We start from the raw sequence: 20,015 nt of genomic DNA, 5'->3' as shown, positions 1-20,015 counted from the left end.
TTAATAAATTTACAATTTCCAACATCATTGATGAATCTTATTTAGATCATATTAAGAATCGTCTGTTGTTCTTGCTCGGGCACTTGCTTGGTAGTGAGAATAGTACGAATGAGCTCTAACACCTCTGTATTAACCGCATTATAAACGGTATCATTTTTATGATTATGAAGTTGATTGATCCTATTTCGGATCTGCTGACTAGGGTAAACAACTCCCTCCATATGTTGTTTGTAATCCCCGTTTCGATTTCGTGCAATAAGCGCTGCTGCAAAGCCTTCCTCCAGACGCTCAAGTGTAAATTTGCGTGTAGTTTGCTGCTTACTTAGCCACTTGTCCGCTTCTTTTAAAGAAGAACTGGTATTAATAGAAAAAGTAGAGATACTAGGATATCTTTCTTTCATTAGCTGTCCAAGTACTTTTCTCGGACCTAATTCTAGCGCAACAGTAATACCATTCTGGTATAAATAATCCATCGTATCTGTCCAACGTACAGGGCTTATCATTTGCTTGTACAGCAAGTCATAAATTGAGAATTCATCATGTGGTAAGGCTGTTACATTGGAAACAACCGGCCACCTTCCCTTGCGTAGCGGGATTTTTTTTAGTTCTGCGGCAAGCTTATCTGCTGCAGGCTTCATCAGAATACTGTGAAAAGGCCCGCTTACTGTTAAATAGTTAACCTTACTATGTTCTAGACGTTTGATTTTCTCCACTATTCGAGCCATAGGTTCTGTATGTCCCGATAGCACGTACTGATTGTTTGAATTGTGACAGGCAATAGATATAACATCACGATCCGTAGATATCTCTTGACATAAGCTCTCCAGAATAGTAGCAGAAACATTCGCAACAGCAACCATAGTCCCTACCCCATTGGCTGTAGCCTGCTGCATGAACATTCCTCGTTTTCTCACGATTTGAAGTCCATCTTGAAGGGAGAAAAAACCGCTGCACACCAATGCTGAGTATTCTCCTAAACTATGACCGGCCAACAGTTGAGGTTCCAGTTCCAGTATTTCTCTGCTAGCATAGTATGCAGCAAGACTGGCAGTAAGTAAGGCTGGTTGGGCATTCATGGTCTGAAGAAGCTCTTGGGAATCTCCTTCAAAGCAAAGTTTTGAGAGTTTTACACCTAAGATATCATCCGCTTCATCGAATAAACGCTTTACCACAGTAAAATTATCCCATAGTTCTTTACTCATTCCTACATATTGCGAACCCTGCCCAGGAAAAATAAAAGATACTTTATTCATCTGAAAACCTCTTCTCCAGTGAGCTTCCTGAATATGTGTACTTTTCAAATTTAACTTCTGTTGCAAGTTATAACCTTTATAGTATTAAAGCAGAAATTTATGATCGACATAATTAATGAAAAAAAGAATCATTTAAAAACAAATTAAATCATATGTAATTACCGTGCACTAGCATTTAATAAGCTTGTATTAATAATTTATCAATCGTTATTCCAACCCATGTTTTACTCCTTTTACGAATTAAAATAACGATTTATTTCAACAAAGTCAATGAATAAGTCAACCTTCGAATGTTACATTTTTGTAAATAAAAGGTCGCAAAATGTAGAAATTTGTTGATTATCATTAGATAAAGTCGTTTTCTTGAAAGAATAGCTTTTTTCATTATTTTCACTACATAAAAATAAATAAAATTAAATTATGCAATTGTTAAATATTTTTAAAAGATAAACAAATATACACACTTATTATATTATTGTATTTATCCAAATTATGATATTAAACTCTTTTTTTGAACCTTGCTCTTAGCTCTGATTGCTCTAAATTTGAAAACATAAATTAAAGACACTACATGAGTCAGATGTCCTTTGCCCCATGAAATTGCTGCTTAAATTATAAATACTATGTAACAATTAAATAACTCTAATAGAATTTTAGAAATATGTGCACGAAAAAATCTACAGATTTTACCAACTGATGAGCTTCGCAGTCTTCCACTTCCGCTCGCTTAGTCTTGAAAAAGTCTGTAGATTTTATAGATACTCGTATTCACGTTATGATCTCTCACTGCTCAAGACCTAGTTATAATCCTCCCAATAGCGATACTTCATTTCATTCTCACCTTTGGTGACGATGATCATGTTCTCGACATGCCCAGTTTCTTTATTTGTCCGGTAGATCATGGTACGGGTTTCTCCCTCATCGGGAACAGAGAACAGCACCTTGTCACTGATCATACCGCCACCAACGCCGACAACGTGTTCCCCCCAGCCGGAGGCTGCGCCCGAACCTGTTCCACTGACGCCAGTCCCGCGCGACAAAATAAGACCCATTCCATATCCGGTAACGGTCTGGGCCGTTTTACCTAGAGCGTGTTCTCCGGCTGATTGAGTATGCTTTTGGACCCAGTAATCGTATTTGTCCGTATTTTGCTCATAACTTATAATATTTCCTTTTTTATCTATAGATATATCTGTTTTGCTTCCGTCTTTACCTGTCAGTTCAGTGACGGCAACAAGGGAATCGGATGTGATCTTGGAAGTCTCTCCTGTATTGTAATCTGTGCGAGTAACCGAGTCCTCGTATTGCAGCCGCAGGACATTCATCTGGTCGTGGATTTTCTGCATGACTTGCTTGTCGCCGATGGTCTCCGCGTTTTTCAATAGTTCCTCATATTGATGATATTTATCCGCGTCTGCCTGCTCCCACTCGTCTATATTTTTGGGTGAATTCACGATATCTTCAGCATGATTTCCAGCCTCTTCGCTACCCGCCAGCGCTGCACTAGCGTTCATCGCTGCTGCCAAGGCTGACCAGAAGCCACGTGTGCTCCCAGCATCCGCATTTCTAAACTTCAAAGCAATGCTTTTCAGCTCAATTTCAATGGATTGAACCTTATTTAATATAGAAGAAAGCGTATATTTAGCTGTACGATAGTCATTATAAAAACGATTTCTCTCCATACCATCCCACTGGCTGTGAAGGCGGTTCATTGTGCTATCCAGACCGTTCAGCTGGTTATACAGTATGCCGTGGGCATTGGCAAATTGGGAGGCCACGTTATCCAGCTGCTCCGGTGTGACTTGGATTTTTGTCATGGTGATCACATCCCATCTTCGAAAATAGGAGATAGACATTAAAGTTTACAGTAATCCTTATTTCATATTGTAAGCTATAGAGGTCGGACATTCATGAGGATTTATACGTATTTGTGTATCCAGAAGCAGTTCCTTTGATATAATGAATCCATATGAGTTTATTTCGACAATATATTATTGAAAGTCAGGTGTAAGGACATGTCAGACAAAAAAATTATTTTTTTTGATATCGACGGTACATTACTGGACGATGAAAAGAAGATGCCGTTAACGGCAGAAAAAGCAGTCTTTGCTTTGAAAGAGCAAGGACATGAGGTAGCCATCGCAACAGGACGTGCGCCTTTTATGTTCAAGGATATCCGCGAGCAGTTAGAAATTGATTCCTACGTTAGCTTTAACGGGCAATATGTCGTGCTCCGTGGGGAAGTCGTCGCTACCAATCCGCTAAATCGAGAAGCCTTGCAAGCGATGACTGATCTGGCACTCACACATAATCATGCTCTCGTATATATGGATCATATGGACATGAAGGCCAATATTCCTAACGATGAGCTTGTGGAGAAATCGGTCCAAACGCTTAAGGCCAAGATTTCGGTTGGGTACGATCCGCTCTATTTCCAAGGGAGAGATATATATCAGACGCTGTTAATGTGTACAGCAGAAGAAGAGCCTTACTATGAAGCGGTATTCAAAGCATTTGACTTTGTACGCTGGCATCCAAGTTCAGTGGACGTTGTTCCTCACTCTGGCTCTAAAGCAAAGGGAATCCGCGAAATTACATCCAGACTGGGCATTGCCGATGAGAATCAATACGCTTTTGGCGATGGATTAAACGATGTGGAGATGCTGACAACTATACATAACAGTGTCGCGATGGGGAACGGTTGTGATGAAGCCAAAGCCGCTGCTAAAATGGTCACAAAACGCGCAGATGAAGACGGTATTTTATACGGACTGCAAAATCTTGGTTTGTTAAGCTAACAGAATTGTTTGACACGCTGAGCATGTTTCGGGAAAAATCAAGTCGGTTTAATGACTTAGATATGAGAAAATAGGAGGTTGTCGTTGGTATGGAAACGGAAGGCTTACGCAATGTCGAACAGCTAGCCCTGAAGAAGTACAAAATTTACAAGCAAAGCCTGCTCCGGTATTTGGCGCGTTCCATGCTGGCGAGTATGTTTATCGGATTCGGCGTTATTGTCGCCTTCAAGACGGGTAACTTTTTTTACATGGAGCATTCTCCATTCACTTATCCCATGGCGGCGCTCACCTTTGGGGCAGCCATCATTCTGATCGCGTACGGCGGCGGTGATTTGTTTACTGGCAACACCTTCTATTACACCTATGCTGCGCTCCGTAAAAAGCTGCGCTGGGGTCAGGTGCTTCGATTGTGGACTGCCAGCTATGGAGGTAACTTGTTAGGTGCGGGGGTATTCGCACTCCTTATATACCTGACAGGGCTGTTTGACTCCTCCAGCGTGAACAGCTTTCTTTTGAACGTAGTTGAGCATAAAATGGAAGCGCCTGCAATGCAGCTATTCTTCCGCGCTATTTTGTGTAATTGGCTGGTCTGCCTCGCCTTTTTTGTGCCGATGTTTATGAAGGAAAATGGCGCAAAGATGTTCGCTATGATGCTGTTTGTATTCTGCTTTTTCATTTCGGGATACGAGCATAGTGTAGCTAACATGTGTACTTTCGCCATTGCGCTCGTGCTGGACCATCCGGGTACGGTCTCTGTCGCTGGCGTCATCCATAATCTCGTTCCGGTTACGCTTGGGAATCTGGTGGGTGGCGTGCTGCTTATGGGGGTTATGTACTATTCGGTGAATCTCCCGTTTTTGGACGAGGAGGAACATTAAAAAAGAAGCCGTGGAACCTGAGTTCTATGGCTTCTTTGCATTCATTTTGAAAAATAGCGTATGCAGTGTCTGCAGGTGCTTCTTTGCTGTTTATTCTGCTTGAGCAGGAAAATGAATAAATTCCTCCAACTCCTTGAACAGCTTTTTGGGATTGACGTTGTCAGGTACAACCAGAGTTAGCGGCTCATCCAGCTTGAGCACATACATGCCTAAAATGGATTTGGCATCTGCCATGCCGCTTTTGCCATGAATCCAGATGTCATACGTATAATTGGATACGATTTGATTGATCTTCTCAATATCCTTAACGTTTTTTACCTTGATGGGTGTCATCATTGCACAGCACTCCCCTGCGTTGAATTAGGGCTTACGAAACAAGCCTTAACATCACTTTACCCTATTTATAAAGAACGTTGCAAAATCTTAATTTAGAAAATAACATGCGGCGCGGAGCTAACCTTCCAGTAGCTGCCGACCTTTTCAAAATTCACGGTGATTTTCTCGTTTGGCTGTTTGGCTTCTGCCGGATAAGGCACGGTCAGCAGGTAGCTGCGCTTCACCGGAGTCATGGTTACCATTTTCGCCGTAGCCCGGCTAAACTCTAGCAAATTGCCGCCATCTGCATTCAACTGAGCTAGTCTGCCATTGACCTCAACAAAAAATTTACTGACAAATTGCTCACTGGCCTGTTTGGTATAGGCCTGCGTCAGATAGTTGATCAATTTGGTCTTCGTGCCGATGTCCTCGGACAAATAGCGGTAGCTTTTACCATTCAACTGGAACGCTTGGCCCAACGATTTGCCACCGCTGGTGGCATACTGATAACGAGACTGTGCCTCCAGCACAAGCGGAATCGCACTCTCATGGTTCAGCTTGTCCAGCTGGATTGGATTCACGCTGGTAGCCGTAGCTGCAGCTGGCGCCGAAGTGGACGGCTGCTGCGGCTTGGACGGCTTGGCAGTCGATGGTACGGACGGGACAGCCGCTGGCGCTACCGACGTAGATGGGCGCGATGCTGGTGCAGACGGAGCTGCTGGTTTAGCCGTTTGGACGGAACCTGCGGCTGGGGCTGTTGTTGCTGGAACTGACGGCGCTTGCGCAGGAGCCGGCGTCGTAACAGACGCAGATGCTGCTGGTGCTGGCACCTGGGCCGGTACGGTAGCTGACGGAACGGCGACGCTTGGTTGCGCTGCGTTCGCTGGAGCGGACACAGCGGGCGCAGCAGCGGCAACCTGTGCCGCGCTCAAAAGTGTGGCCGCAACACATAGTGCGGATAGTTTCGTATTTATTTTCATACTTCTATACACCTCCATAATCATATGTCTGCATAAACTGCACACGTCTCTATTATAAGAATTTTGTTTCTCGATTGGGTTGCTAAATTGTTTCTATTTGCCTTTTTTTGTTCATTCTGCGCGAAGTTTGTCCGTATTTACCGGGAGCGTAGGTTCTGACCGCTTCTCCTGCTTTGCCTCGATCTCTTCCAGGGATCGTGACATTTGCTTCATAGATTGGTCCAGCTGCTCCAATCTACGGTTAAGGGTGACGAGAATGTATTTTAACAGAATCAGGCTTAATGCTGCAGGGAATCCGACATTAGTTACGAGCTCGATCATGCTTTCTGTCGTTAAAGAACTCACAGATTCCGCCTCCTTTTCCATACATAAATTACCTCGATAAGAACTAGTGTTCCCATTATTATGGAAATCATACGTACTCTTCTATGCCCATAACAAAAAGAGCCCCGATTAGCCTGGAGCCCTATCTGATACTATTCATTTAACCTGCACTCACCCCACTATCGAGCTGCTGCACATCAAGGAGTGTATATGTTCGGCTGCTGGGGCTTGGACATCCCTTCTCCCAAATAAAATCCGGTGTGCGGTGGCTGATTATAGGCTACGTTCTGCCAGGCCACACTCAGGCGGTACACCGGATCATGCATAAGCGTGTAAAATCGGTGTTCTGACTCATAAGGTGTTGTATAGATACGAAGCGCCGAATTATCACTTTTGCGCCAAATGACTTCCTCCCGCCAGTCACCGAACAGATCAGCCTGCAGCGACGGCGTTCCTTTGGTCCCGTTATTGGAACTCGTCCCTGTGGCCGTAAGCAAGTTGGAAGTCGTCGAGTTCGTATAGTTCCACTTGTCGATTTTACCAGCGCTTGAGGAGGTATGATCCAGCAGTTCACGGAGGAGATTCCCATCCCACCAAATTCCGAAGTTAATGGAGGACGGCATCGTGTTGGTAATGAGCTCTCCCTTGGCTGAACGTAACCCAATGCCCGGTGCCCACTGCTCGTTTCCTTTGGTACGCGGATCAATGTCTGCCGACATGCCTCGTCCGGTATCCTTGCCTGTTTTTACGCCCCATAAAATGTTGCCATTACGCGGATCATACATGGCGGCTCCGTAAGTGGCATTTTTGTCCTCGTTCACCTTGAACACTTCATAACCTGAACGATCCGGGTCCAAATCGCCTACATGAAGTGCATCGCCGTGTCCCATCCCCGTGTTAGCCAGCTTCACCCCGTTATCGTCTACAACCAGCGAGCCATACACGATCTCATCCTTATCATCTCCATCCACATCTGCCACGCTCAAACTGTGATTCCCCTGTCCAGCCGTCCCGGCATTGGTGGAGCTATTGCTGTCAAAGGTCCAGCGGCGGCTTAGATTGCCGTTCCGCCAATCATATGCGACTAGAACGGTGCGCGTGTAGTAACCACGTGCCATCACTATGCTGGGTCTTACGCCATCCAGATAAGCAACCCCGGCGAGAAAACGATCCACACGGTTACCATAGTTATCTCCCCAGCTGGACACCGTTCCGCGCGGAGGTACATAGTCAATCGTGCTAAGAGCCTTGCCTGTATCACCTGAGAACACAGTTAGAAACTCGGGACCTTTCAAAATATATCCACTCGTGTTGCGATGATCAGCCAAAGCGTCGCCAATCTTTACTCCTGTACCATCTACCGTGCCGTCTGCTGTCTTGCATACAACCTCTGCTTTACCATCTCCATCAAAATCATAGACGAGAAATTGCGTATAGTGTGCACCAGCCCGAATATTCCGTCCCAGATCAATTCGCCATTTGCGTGTTCCATCCAGCTCATATCCGTCCAAAAATACATTTCCCGTATAACCGGATTGCGAATTATCCTTAGAATTGGAAGGGTCCCATTTCAACACAATCTCATATTCGCCATCCCCATCGAGATCCCCCACACTGGCATCATTGGCATTGTACGTGTAGTTCACATGATCCAGGGTTGTGCCTCCTGCAGGCTGCTGGATGGGAACGTCCAGATAGTTGTTGTTCCATACCTTTACCGCTGGAGAAGCGGCCTGCTCTGCTCCATTGACCACGGCACGAACGGTATACGAAGATGATGTCGTACCTGCCTTGTCCAGAAAGTTGGTTCTCGATGTAATCGGCGCATCATTCACCTTGCTTGACCCTCTGTACAGATTGAAGCCAACCGAATCCGCTTCCGTACCCAATAAACGCCAGCTCACCAGTATACCCTCTGGTACCTTCACTGCGACAGTTCCCCTGTTCAGCTTCTCCATTTGCCTCGTAGACGCAGCTGAGATTGGGCTATCCATTGGAGTGACCACTCCACACAACATGACACCGAGACAGAGCAACACAGTATGCCGAAATTTTTTGTTCATCTGATCATTAGCTCCTTTCATGGTTTGTATTTTCAATGAATTTATTTTATATGACTGATAAGTTATGGTTGTTTAAATCTTATGATAGCGCTTACATCATTGTAAAGGGACGATTCCGTCCTTTTTGTTCAAAAATCCGGGCTAATGCTTTAAAAATCAGAGGTCCATGAATAATCGTTCTTCGTCAGCTATGCTTTGGATATCCTCTGAGCTAATACTGATATATTGATAGCCTTCTGCCTGTTGTTTTTTCAATGCCAGTTCCTTCATAAAACGTGGGCTGCCCTCTCCGGCATCCTCATCGTACACAAGCAATAAACCGTCTGTTTTGCGGAAAAGGAGTTCATCCCGTGCCTTGAGTTGCCATATTCCCTGATACGGCTGGCGGCTAACCACTCCCACATAGTCAACTTCGGCACAAATCTGCTGAAAATATTCCTTTTTATCCTCTTTCCATTTTTCCTCCATATTTTGATAAGCCATCATAATAGAGCATTTTAAGTGAGGATATTGCTCCTTTAATGCAATGACGACCTCGCAAGCCCACAAGTCCACCCCGTATTGACCAGGGGTAATTACCCATTCCAGCCCTTCTTCGATCAGGGGAATCAGTCTGCCTGCAATCGCCTTTTTAATGTATGGAATACCTTCGTGCTTTTGACTAAAAATATTCAGCTCATGGGCACGATAGCCAGAAACGAGCAAGTTTTTCATCATCTCATCGTCCTTCTGAAATTATCATAAAGATTATTGTAAAAACGAACCTCTGCCCTATGGGCTTAACAAGGTTCGTTTTTGGGAAGCTGGTGTTAATTTAGCATTGCTTTTTGGTGCTTAATATTTTTATTACCTCCGCATATCACGCCTTGGACGAGTTTACACGCCGATCTTGAATTCTAACATTGCTGCTCAATATACCAGCATCGCTACTTACTTTGAACGATGGGTAACTTGGATCTGCCTCAAGCCGCATTTGGCTATCGAACTGCTGCTCCTGCTGCCGATCTACCCAAAAAGAATACGAATCGGACTGAATTGCTGTGTCGGTTGCATTCGGTGCATCGATCACCAAAATGGTAAGTACGCCGTTGCATCCACAATCCTCTGTATCATAAAACAACTTGAACATGCCTGGCCGTCCTGAAAGGACCATTGCTAGCCTTTCAACCGACAAGGAATCCAACTCTAAATGTATACTCATGAAATGAATTCTCTCCTTTGTAATTGAAGTGTTTGGATATATTAGGACTCTACAACTTCAAAAAGTCTAAATATAAACTATATTTTCATTATAATCATCTAAAAACTTTAAGTACAAGGAGATCATTAATGATCGCATTTACAAAAGGATACACTGCACCTAGCTTGGCAGCAGGTATTGCCTCTCTCCTGTTAGGTATGGTTCCTAGTGAAAAAGAAGCTCTCAAAAGTAGCATTATTAATGGTTAGTGAGAGATGGGATATCTTCAAGACTTTTTGGAGGACAACCGAGGGAAATATGATTTGATTGATGTCAAATTTTTATTTATTAAATATGAAACAGAGGGAGTCTCTCCCTTACTTGTCGATCAGCCAGTCTACTTGCTACAGATACCCCGGCTGGTTAAAACCAGCCTTTAGTTTCAACCATGTATTAAAAAGGGCTCTCCTGAATTTCTCCAGAAACCCCCTACTTCTCAATCAATCAGCATTGCAGCTTCAAATGTAGCGTTCGTTTTTTTGAATGAAAACAATTCAACTGAAGGAACTGGTACGAGATCCCAATGTCTTCGGAAGACAACAATTGAGCCGAGGAACATGCCAAGCACGAGGAACATTAAAAAGACGTTCCTGCTTTCCCAGAAACGTCTTTTTCATTCCAATCAAGTCATTTTATTCCGCTTTCTTTTCCATCTTCTGATAACGATAAACAAATAAGTAAACAGAAATCCGAACAAAATAATACCTATTATGACTGCAATCAGAGCAAGTAGACATGCTTACCAACCCCTATTGTTTCCAAACCTTAGACACTCTTCTTGGCTATAAAAGACTTTCTAAATAGAAAAGGAGACAAGATAAGCAAAATCCCTAACAACAAGAAAATAGACCCGTACAAATATAGATAAAAATCTTGAGCAGGGATTAACATACCCATTTTGTAAATAGCCTCACCACGTCCACGAGTCGTAAGAATATCAATCGCCTGCTCGGTTACAATTAGACCAGCGATTAACACAATAGAAAATACTACCGCTCTTTTCAAATTCCACTTTACTTTAGAGCTAGTTGATACTCTTTTTTCTCTGGTCATAAAAAACTTTCTGAATAGTAAAGGGGACAAGATAAGTAAGACCCCTATCAACAAAAAAATGGACCCATATAAGTATAGATAAAAATCTTGGGCAGGGATTAACATACCCATTTTGTAAATTGCTTCCCCACGTCCACGAGTCGTAAGAATATCAACCGCCTGTTCGGTTACAATTAGACCAGCGATTAACATAATAAAAAATACTTTTGCCTTTTTCAATTTTCACTCACCTCCCTCTACAAGATAGTATAACTGTAAAAGCTAGTAAAAAAAAGAAAAAAACAGGTTTCAGTAATAAGAAACCTGTTTTTTTAAAAAATTCACCTTTTAGTTTACGTAAACATTCCCTGCTCCGCTTGCACCGTAACCGTCTGGTGTGGTTAGTCCAGTAATTCTGATATGATATCCACTACCTGCCGGGATACCATCAAAAGATCTACTGTACCAGGTACTAGAATCTTTTTCAGAACTGTTTCCAGATACCTTCTGTGGAACACTCCATTCTTTCCATCCATTCCATACATCTTGCACAATCTCATATCTATTAACAGCTTTTACGTCACTAATACCTGTGTCTTGCCATCCTTTGATTGTCGCCGAATGGGATGAACCAACAGAAAATGCGTCGCCCCCAATTAGTACAGTTCCATATTGAACCCCACTAAGTCTATAATAGTCTACAGCCGCATTTGTAGAAATTTCAGATGGATTCAGTGCTTTAACGGTTGCAGGATTGCCATCACCAAGAACTAACTTCCACTCTTCACCATCTTTGATTACTTTCAAATTTTGTTTTTCCCCATCCTCTTTGACTGTAACTGCTACACTCGAATTGGACTCTTTTTGGGCACCAACAACTTCAATTTTGTCAAAATCAGTTCTATTACTGTATTCCTCATACTTCTGAATTTGTTTTTCTTCACTTAGATACCGCGAATCTTTGACCAGACTTACTGCATCCGAAAAATTCTTTTCGTGCATAGCAGTTAAGTATTTTGTGACAACTTTTTGAGCCTCTTGCTCGGATTGATCGACAGCAGTTTCGGATGTAGCTTGATCTTTTGTTAAAGCTTCAGAAGCAGAAACCGAAACTGAAGTATCAGCCGACGGAACAACAGGTGCAGCGGATACAGAAGTACCTAATGCAGCCACCATTGTAAGTGTAGCAAGTAGCGTAAACCATTTTTTCTTCATTCAAAATTCCCTCTTCCCATTATTTTTTTGATCTATTTAAGTAAAATCTTCGGATGTACATTTGCTAAATTAGAATTGGAATCAAGACCTCATTTTTTATAATATTTGTCATTATCACATCTATTATAGTGATATTTTTTAAAATTTTCTAGTGTTTTTAATCATTTTATAGTAAATGACTATCAATTGATCATATAATACTATTTTTGTACATTAGAAATTTAGGAAAAAAGTTATACATCGTTTAGGGTCGTAGTTTATGTTCAACATTTTCGTAAGAAGAAAACTTAATAAGGAGGAAATAAAAATGGAATTTTTAATCTTAGTACCACAGTTTTTAATCCAGGTGTTTACTATTTTCATCGCTTTAGTGATATAGATACATTTTTCATATGTATTGTATGCCTCCATAATGTCGTAGACTCTCGAATGGTCATTGTTTTCTTCTTTACGCCCTCTGCTAACCATCCCATGATATATCCCCCGATATGTTTTTTATTGTGGTTTTATAACCTTAAAAGCCCCCTCTTGTATTAACAGAGAAGGCTTTTAAGCGCAAACAGATGTTTTTGATTACTTATCGTTTTCCACATTTGCAAGTTTTCTTGATTTTTTTCACTTTCTTCACAACGCTGCTTTTACCACTATTTTTGCGCGAGCTGTTGTTGTTTCCGTTATGGTCTACTCTGCATTCCTCGCAAAGATCCCAGTGGTCACCATACCAGCAAGCTCTGCGACATCTTCTGTGACATCTGTGTTCTGGAGAGTTATATTGCGTTATTTTCTTTTTTACTGGACGACGTGTATTAGCCAATTGGATTCACCTCCCCTCATGCTCTATTACATGCTAAGAGGATGAAAAATGCTTGTACTAATAACAGAAGACAAATCAATCAAAATTGATAACGGATCGCTACTTCAATTGCATTGAGGACACGAGGGAAGTTAACAGAGGCAAAAACGATTTGGTTATAAATATAGGAAAACTACATCATAAAAAAATACCTGGCATAAGCATAAGTAAGTAAAATATTAGACTAGATATACAGTTCCAAGCGTCTTTTCAATTTTCAAAATCGGCAAACTCGATAAAATAAGTATCCGATTGTCCCCAAAAAAAAGACAGCAGCAGCCTTGGACGAAAAATAAAGTCCTAGACTACCGCTGTTTGATTAAACAAACGTTTCCCTTTATAGCTTAATGCCAAAAGGAGTAGAGACCGCGAAGGAAAACTACTCCTTGGAGTGTTGAACTTTCATTCAAGGATACTATAATTCTGGCTCATTGAAGTCTTAATCTTTTGTTACAATTCTTCCATTCTTGTGTTAGCCGGAGAATATGACCCGGTAGATTGATGGGAAACGTTGAAAAGCAAGCTACTGCCAAGCATAACTCATGCATAACTACACATCTTTCTCCATTAGAAGCATCCAACCAAATCTGTATGGAAATCTCTAATTTTTTACCAAGCAATCCTTATAAACTAATTTCGCAAAAGTAAGTCTGCCAAATATTGTAAGATACATGCAGTGAAAACCTTCAGCTTTTCTGTTCGAAGTTTTTTTGCCTCCCCCCAATATACACAATTAAGGTGTATGCCTTCCCACATATTGATAAGTACCTTTCGGGTATGCAATCCACTCATTCTGCTGATTAAAAACGGGCGATCCGCATGTTATACCTTGTTTACGAACAAATGTCCCACCTTGAGGAAACAATTGATCCTGCGAATGAGGCTCTCCAAGCACATCTACCACAGTTCCATGATATTTTAGTACATATGCGACCGTATTAAATTCGCTTGGGTTATAAAAATGACCCTCTTGATTAAAATAGGAAACATTTGTAACATCTATAAAATCGTAAAAGATGCTGTTTATGATCAGATACGGTATTAATGGGTTAACCGGATATAGCGCTATGCTGGACACGTTCATGCGGTTCGTATTTTTCATGAATTGGTGAACCTCCAGCTCATATCCTTCTATTTTATGAGAGAAGTCACATTCTCGGTTGTAAAACAATTGCAGCACGATGCGACCGTCTCCACCATCGACATATTGTGAAAAGAACAAAAGAAATGCCTCCTGTGGTTCCTAATGAACCTGAAATATAGTCGCTCTGCCAGGCGGTACCCCTAAATACAACGTGAACGTCGAGCTTTGTAACATCTAATTAGATCAAAGTTGAGCTATAAGTAGAGCCAGTGACTGTATAGGTGAAAAACACGCTCGCTCTACCACCTTTCCCATCCTCTGCTGTCACAAACACCTGTGTGCTTCCTGCTGATTTGGGCTTTAACGTAAGCTGTTGACTTGCTACTTCTGCTTTTACTACGTTTACATCTGAAGTGATCGCACGATACGATAGCTCATCCTGATCAGCACCAAAAAATACATTTTTTAAATCTACTAGTGTATCTTCAGAACCTACAATGCCATATTGATCGGGAGGAACTGTGGCTGTAACAGGTACATGGTTAGGTGTGGGTGTTGGATTCGTTATAGAACTGCCACATTCCTCATGACTCACCGGAGCACCCGGGTGGAAAGCTCCCGTTGGGTCCTCAGTCATTAGACCTGCCGCACGCACCGCCTCTATATAAGGAAGGGCCCAACTCCCCTGTGTGTCATTAAAAGTTACTGCTTTCGCCGTTACGGCAAGCTTAAGTGCATTAGCCAGCAAAGCGGCCATTTCCTTACCCGTCAGTGGTTGATCTGGCTGAAATGAGCCATCTGGATAACCGGTGATCAGCCCTTGCTTCACAGCCTCCTGTACCACCTGCAACGCTTGGGATGACATATTGGATTGATCGGTAAAAGATACTGTATTCGCTTTACTCACAATTACTGACGTGTCCCCTTTCTTTTCCACATGAACAAAGCTGTGGTCTTCATGCCATACCTGCCAGCAACGTCACAATTAGCGCCTTCTGCCATTCTTTATTGGTTCTTGATCACCAGTTTTTCCTCGTTCACGGTTCATTCTTTTGTTAGTGAAAAGATCTTATCATCCGCTTCTGAACCGATTCTGAACAATATTAAAATTTTATTTATTCACAATTGGAACTTGGTAGAAAAAAAAGAGCACTTAGCCAGTTAGGGCTAAGCACTCTAAAATTTTTATAAACATTGATGTAGAGACCGTATCAGGAAGTTGTAGGCTCCCATTGAAAGGTAGCTGCTGACTTGGATGGAAGGGTTGATTTGAAAACTTGATTTCCCTGCCGAACCTTAAAGGTCTTGGTGTTCTCTCCCGTATTGGCGGCAATCAGGACCAGCGTACCGTCGGGGTTACGATAAGCGACTGTTTCGATACTTCCACTATAGTGGGTAGAATCAATACGTACCGCACCTGGACGAACAAATTTGCTGGCATGTCCAATCGCATAGTATTCTACATTTTTTGTAACGGCACCGCTTAACGGGTCGATGGTCACTACACCTCTGCAGTTGGTACATCCACCATTGGCCGGACCGCCGGATGGATCAAGTGCAATATTCCAAAAGAGGACGTTTTGCGACCAGTTTCGAGGTGCGCCAATAATCAGCTTGGACATATCCCAGCTTAAATCATCTCCAAAGCCCGGGCTCCATGCTCCTCCGCTGCATTCTGTCATATAGACAGGCTTATCCGGAAAAGCATCGTGCACGTCTGTCATCGCTGTCGGCTCTCCTTGGTAGCAATGAAAGGCTGTTCCGTGCGTATAGCTTCGAGCCTGTTCGTCTCCCAGCACGGTCTTGGCATACTCACTCCCTGTATCCCAGTTATGGTCAAAGGCAATAATGTGGGTAGACAAATCGTTTCGACTTAAAGCAGGGCCTAAGTATTGCTTGATAAATTTCGCCTGCTCCACTGCTCCCATACTCATGCTGGGATACTTGGACGTGGTGAATTCCGGTTCATTTTGAATGGAAATCGCCTGAATTGGGACTCCCTCGTTCGCATAGGCTTGTATATAACGAACGAAATAGTCAGCATACGCCTGATAGACACGCGGATCGGTATAGTCCAAATACCAGCCGTTATATATCTGCTCACCATATTTCATCCAGGGCGGGGCCGTCCATGGAGTCCCCATAATCCGTAGATCCTGGTTTCTTCTCAGAATTTGCTTCAGCACATCGATCACATCCCGATCCTTGGCAATGGAAAAATGATTTAGCTCATAGTCCTTGCCGGTTGCCACATCATCGTAAGTATAGCTGCTAGGTTGTCCCTGTTCATCCACTGAATAATCTGATGCTCCAATGGTATGGCGAATATAGCTTAATTGAATGCCGCCAGCTGTAAACAAATCATTGAGCAACTGGTCACGTTGATTGGCAGACATGCCATGATTCATCAGATATGCGGACGAACCGGACACGGCTGCACCAAACCCTTCTATCGTCTGGTAACGAATATTGGGTCTAATCTCAACCGTCAGTGTATCCGCACTCGCTGCAGCTTCGTTACTGTCGTCTATTCTCCATGGAATTGGGGCTTGCTGTGTTAGACGATTCGCGGGGTCCGGTGTGGTTAGCCACATACTGACATTCTTTTCGCCTGCCGTGTTCACACCATTCTGCATAGCCAGACTGACCAGAATAGCACCAATCAAGATGATAGCTGCAACTATAAGCAGCAAGAAGTCAGAACGTCGTTGTTTTTGGAGTTTCTTCATCTATATCCTCCTCTCTCTATAATCATCCTGTCTCCATCGTTCCTACTATTACAGCTTTCACTAGGTTTTCCCTTTGCATACCTATTAGATCCTATTAGAATGGTTACCTACTTATAGCAAAAAGAGAGCCGGTGCTAGTGCCCGTGCTCTCTTGAAATTTAACCACTTTAAAAGGAATATAACGGGATTACTTTTTTGCCTTTTCTGTAGAGGTTGCCGGAATCGTAACACTTCCTGTCAGTCTTGTATCCTGAGAGGAGCTGCCTACATAAATCGGAACTTCACCAGATGGCATAACCCATGCTTTGGATTTTTCATCCCAATAAGAGAGAGCTTTCGGGTCAAGCTCAATGCGGACTTTCTTCTCTTGGCCCGGCTTTAATTCCACCTTGGCCCAACCTGCCAGTTGACGGGATGGGGTCTCTACATTGGTCGGGAGCTTACCGCTGTATACCTGTACAACCTCAGCTCCAGCTTTTTTCCCAGTGTTTTTCAATTTAAGCGAAACCTCGACTGAACTTGTACGATCGGATTTCTTTCCACTCGCATGCTGTTTTACCTTCAAATCACTATATCCGAAAGTCGTGTAGGATAAACCGTGTCCAAAGGAGAACGCAGGTTGGATACCCGATTTTTCATATCCACGGTAGCCTACAAAAATACCATCTGAATAGTCACCCACTCCATTGATTCCCGGAAATTTCTCCGGTGAGGATACAGGTGTAGACTGCTCGTTAACCGGGAAGGTTACCGGTAGCTTGCCAGAAGGATTTACATCCCCAAACAAGACGCGCGCTATGGCATTCCCTTGCTCTTGACCAGCAAACCATGCCTGTACGATCGCAGGAACTTTGTCCTGCCAGGTGTCCATTTGCACAGCTCTGCCGCTCATTTGTACCACAATGGTTTTCGGATTGGCAGCGGCAACCGCACGGATCAGCCGATCCTGATTGTTCGGCAGCTCCATATCGGAACGCTCCACATAGCCTTCACTCTCATACGTACGCGTGACCACAATCGCAACATCCGATCTTTTGGCCAGCTTTACAGCATTGTCAATCAGCTTGTCTGTCGTATCTGCTGGAGGCTCCCAGCCCAGACGAACCATACCGCCAGAATCGCGACCATTTGTCGGATAATCGGCACGATATTCAATACGTATCTTATGTTTTTCCCCCGCTTTGAACGAGATGTTTTTCTTCGTTGTTTCCAGCTTCGTACCCTGATTATCTACAAATAGCTTGTCATCAATATACAACTTGCTTGATCCCAAACTGGTTAATGACAATGCATAGTCACCATCCTTGGGAGCTGCAATAGCCCCTGTCCAGCGTGCAGATATCAAACCGTTCAGGGTCGTTGGTGTATTGGGAACTTTAGGGGACTTCGCATTGAAACCCTGATAATTATAAAAGCCAAGGTTCATATTGACTTGATCATCATTGCGCACAAGAACCGGATTGCCTTCCATCTTGTTATTCGTCCAGTATTCGCCTCGCAGTCCCTGCTCAGCATCGCCATAAGTCGCATATCCAACACTGATATTCTCTTTCTGATCGGATGTGGTCAGCAACGATGACGGAACAGCTGATGGACCTGGCATAATGTCCCCCGCAGAAATAGGATCCGTGCCCGGTGCATACTGGACGGTAACTCCTTTGCCTACACGATTACGAATGCCCTCCAGCGGACTCACCGTGTACGTCGGGTTCACCAACGAACTGCCTCCGCCTGCCACGGTGCCGTTATCTGCATCTGGACCAATCACAGCAATGGATTTGAGTTTATCTTGAGACAACGGTAATACGTTGTTTTTATTTTGAAGCAGCACCATACTTTCCTCAGCCAATTGACGGGCTGTTTTACCATGGTCACGGGCATCAATTTGATTATTTTGAGCCGGGTGATCAAACAAACCTTTACTGAACATCTGCACCAGAATACGCTTAGCCTTATCATCAATCGTTTGTTCACTTACTTTACCAGTCTTGACCGCATCCAGCAGCTGATCTCCCCATTTACCATAAGGGGTTCCCGGTGTTTCCAGGTCCAAGCCGCTATTTGCCGATTCGACTGTACTCAGATTCGCGCCATAATCACTCATCACGAAGCCCTTGAATTGCATTTCCTTTTTCAAAAGGTCTGTCAGGATGGTCTTGTTCTCACATGCCGATTCGCCGTTGACCTTGTTAAAGGAGCACATAGCTCCGCCCAAATCTGCCTTGGCAATAGCCTCCTCAAACGGGCGTATGTAAATTTCATGCAGCGCACGGTCACTGACTTTGACATTTGTCGTGAAACGCTCCGTCTCCTGATTATTCATAAGGTAATGTTTCGCAGTCGCCAAAACAGGATGGCTTTGTACACCTTTGACATAAGCGGTCACCATTTGCGATTGCAGTAGCGGGTCCTCGCCCATAGATTCAAAGTTTCTCGATCCCCATGGAATACGGGCAATATCCATCCCCGGTCCAAGCACCACATTATGAGTTGTATTAAAAGCCTCGTCTCCAATCAAATCTCCATACTGTTTGGCAGCCTGAGTATCCCACGTTGCAGCCAGTGCAATAGGGGCCGGCAACGCAGTTGATTGCTTGTCCTGCACATCCGGATTGGCGATCCGCACACCCGCAGGTCCATCTGCCATCTTTAACGCTGGAATACCCAACCGTTCCATCGAATTATTATAAAATCCATAATAATTGTTGACCTTACCAGTCACCAGATCTATTTTTTCTTCCAGCGTCATTTCTTGTAACAGCAATGCTGTCCGTTTCTCAGCCGACATGGACGTGTTCATCCAAGGCCGATCTGTCCGGCTTCCTGCCGCTCCTGCAATATGCATAGGTCCGATCACAACAGCCGCAATGACTGTCATCATCACCATACGGAACACCCATGTTGATTTTACTTTCACGTTTGTAATTCCTCCTTGATGTTTGGTCATGAGGTGAATGCCTATTCAACGCTCACAGGCTTGCAAAGGCTCTCGACCCTGCGAGCTCCAACAAAAATCCAGAGCCACGGGGTAAGCAAGCAAATCAGCAAAAGCCGCAATGGCTCAAGTGACACGTTTACCACCCTACCGCACATTTTCGGAAATTTCATTGAAAGTTTTTGGAAGGAGAACACTAGGACCTTCATTCTTTCTCATAAAAAGAGAACGCTAACAATTCAGTTAACCGATCACAAGATTACACTTTTGTAACTTTTTAATGACGTATTTTTAACTATTTATAATCATAAAAAAT

At 43.4% G+C, this 20,015-nt stretch carries 16 protein-coding genes; 2 read left to right on the top strand and 14 right to left on the bottom strand.

What is annotated here, in order from left to right:
* Window positions 1-41: 41 nt before the first annotated feature.
* Window positions 42-1,253 (bottom strand): ACP S-malonyltransferase, encoded by a 1,212-nt coding sequence (fabD, locus tag ACUC6J_RS04890; protein WP_447249841.1) that lies wholly within the window; start codon window positions 1,251-1,253, stop codon window positions 42-44.
* A gap of 797 nt (window positions 1,254-2,050) precedes the next feature.
* Window positions 2,051-3,070 (bottom strand): WXG100 family type VII secretion target, encoded by a 1,020-nt coding sequence (locus ACUC6J_RS04885; protein ID WP_447249840.1) that lies wholly within the window; start codon window positions 3,068-3,070, stop codon window positions 2,051-2,053.
* A gap of 198 nt (window positions 3,071-3,268) precedes the next feature.
* Between ACUC6J_RS04885 and ACUC6J_RS04880 the strand changes: the two genes are divergently transcribed.
* Window positions 3,269-4,051: a Cof-type HAD-IIB family hydrolase gene (locus ACUC6J_RS04880; protein ID WP_447249839.1), complete on the top strand. Its 783-nt coding sequence runs from the start codon at window positions 3,269-3,271 to the stop codon at window positions 4,049-4,051.
* A gap of 89 nt (window positions 4,052-4,140) precedes the next feature.
* Entirely contained in the window at window positions 4,141-4,929 is a 789-nt protein-coding gene (locus ACUC6J_RS04875; RefSeq protein ID WP_016819917.1) for a formate/nitrite transporter family protein, read from the top strand.
* 90 nt (window positions 4,930-5,019) lie between these two features.
* On the opposite strand, the gene ACUC6J_RS04870 is transcribed toward ACUC6J_RS04875, so the two are convergent.
* The 12 genes from ACUC6J_RS04870 to ACUC6J_RS04815 form a co-directional block, all read right to left on the bottom strand.
* Window positions 5,020-5,265 (bottom strand): HPr family phosphocarrier protein, encoded by a 246-nt coding sequence (locus tag ACUC6J_RS04870; RefSeq protein WP_016819915.1) that lies wholly within the window; start codon window positions 5,263-5,265, stop codon window positions 5,020-5,022.
* 92 nt (window positions 5,266-5,357) lie between these two features.
* On the bottom strand, window positions 5,358-6,224 hold the full coding sequence (locus ACUC6J_RS04865; RefSeq protein WP_290403522.1) for a DL-endopeptidase inhibitor IseA family protein: 867 nt from the start codon (window positions 6,222-6,224) through the stop codon (window positions 5,358-5,360).
* Between the two features lie 111 nt (window positions 6,225-6,335).
* A complete protein-coding gene (locus ACUC6J_RS04860) occupies window positions 6,336-6,569 on the bottom strand; it encodes a hypothetical protein (protein WP_447249838.1) in 234 nt (77 codons plus the stop codon).
* A 176-nt stretch (window positions 6,570-6,745) separates the two neighbouring features.
* Entirely contained in the window at window positions 6,746-8,611 is a 1,866-nt protein-coding gene (locus ACUC6J_RS04855) for a rhamnogalacturonan lyase (RefSeq protein WP_447249837.1), read from the bottom strand.
* 156 nt (window positions 8,612-8,767) lie between these two features.
* Window positions 8,768-9,325: an SLOG family protein gene (locus ACUC6J_RS04850; protein WP_025364125.1), complete on the bottom strand. Its 558-nt coding sequence runs from the start codon at window positions 9,323-9,325 to the stop codon at window positions 8,768-8,770.
* A gap of 145 nt (window positions 9,326-9,470) precedes the next feature.
* The gene (locus ACUC6J_RS04845) at window positions 9,471-9,812 is read right to left on the bottom strand and encodes an iron-sulfur cluster biosynthesis family protein (protein WP_013369597.1); all 342 of its coding nucleotides are present in this window, start codon (window positions 9,810-9,812) and stop codon (window positions 9,471-9,473) included.
* A gap of 804 nt (window positions 9,813-10,616) precedes the next feature.
* Window positions 10,617-11,123: a hypothetical protein gene (locus ACUC6J_RS04840; RefSeq protein ID WP_447249836.1), complete on the bottom strand. Its 507-nt coding sequence runs from the start codon at window positions 11,121-11,123 to the stop codon at window positions 10,617-10,619.
* Between the two features lie 108 nt (window positions 11,124-11,231).
* Window positions 11,232-12,098 carry a hypothetical protein gene (locus tag ACUC6J_RS04835; protein WP_447249835.1) on the bottom strand — a complete coding sequence of 289 codons (867 nt, stop codon included), beginning with the start codon at window positions 12,096-12,098 and terminating at the stop codon, window positions 11,232-11,234.
* A gap of 1,586 nt (window positions 12,099-13,684) precedes the next feature.
* Window positions 13,685-14,173 carry a hypothetical protein gene (locus tag ACUC6J_RS04830; protein ID WP_025364121.1) on the bottom strand — a complete coding sequence of 163 codons (489 nt, stop codon included), beginning with the start codon at window positions 14,171-14,173 and terminating at the stop codon, window positions 13,685-13,687.
* A gap of 100 nt (window positions 14,174-14,273) precedes the next feature.
* Window positions 14,274-14,942, bottom strand: coding sequence for an S-layer homology domain-containing protein (locus ACUC6J_RS04825; protein WP_290403527.1), 669 nt, complete (start codon window positions 14,940-14,942; stop codon window positions 14,274-14,276).
* A gap of 304 nt (window positions 14,943-15,246) precedes the next feature.
* Entirely contained in the window at window positions 15,247-16,764 is a 1,518-nt protein-coding gene (locus ACUC6J_RS04820) for a glycoside hydrolase family 30 protein (RefSeq protein ID WP_447249834.1), read from the bottom strand.
* Window positions 16,765-16,951: 187 nt separating this feature from the next.
* A complete protein-coding gene (locus ACUC6J_RS04815) occupies window positions 16,952-19,681 on the bottom strand; it encodes a beta-glucosidase (RefSeq protein ID WP_025364118.1) in 2,730 nt (909 codons plus the stop codon).
* Window positions 19,682-20,015: the final 334 nt, after the last annotated feature.

Source organism: Paenibacillus sp. JJ1683 (assembly GCF_053006485.1).
This window is presented reverse-complemented; position numbering and strand designations above follow the sequence as displayed.

Coding starts and splice junctions, on each gene's coding strand:
- ACUC6J_RS04855 (WP_447249837.1), bottom strand. CDS start 8,611: ATGAACAAAAAATTTCGGCATACTGTGTTGCTCTGTCTCGGTGTCATG.
- ACUC6J_RS04845 (WP_013369597.1), bottom strand. CDS start 9,812: ATGAGTATACATTTAGAGTTGGATTCCTTGTCGGTTGAAAGGCTAGCA.
- ACUC6J_RS04885 (WP_447249840.1), bottom strand. CDS start 3,070: ATGACAAAAATCCAAGTCACACCGGAGCAGCTGGATAACGTGGCCTCC.
- ACUC6J_RS04820 (WP_447249834.1), bottom strand. CDS start 16,764: ATGAAGAAACTCCAAAAACAACGACGTTCTGACTTCTTGCTGCTTATA.
- ACUC6J_RS04875 (WP_016819917.1), top strand. CDS start 4,141: ATGGAAACGGAAGGCTTACGCAATGTCGAACAGCTAGCCCTGAAGAAG.
- ACUC6J_RS04870 (WP_016819915.1), bottom strand. CDS start 5,265: ATGATGACACCCATCAAGGTAAAAAACGTTAAGGATATTGAGAAGATC.
- ACUC6J_RS04865 (WP_290403522.1), bottom strand. CDS start 6,224: ATGAAAATAAATACGAAACTATCCGCACTATGTGTTGCGGCCACACTT.
- ACUC6J_RS04850 (WP_025364125.1), bottom strand. CDS start 9,325: ATGAAAAACTTGCTCGTTTCTGGCTATCGTGCCCATGAGCTGAATATT.
- fabD (WP_447249841.1), bottom strand. CDS start 1,253: ATGAATAAAGTATCTTTTATTTTTCCTGGGCAGGGTTCGCAATATGTA.
- ACUC6J_RS04880 (WP_447249839.1), top strand. CDS start 3,269: ATGTCAGACAAAAAAATTATTTTTTTTGATATCGACGGTACATTACTG.
- ACUC6J_RS04835 (WP_447249835.1), bottom strand. CDS start 12,098: ATGAAGAAAAAATGGTTTACGCTACTTGCTACACTTACAATGGTGGCT.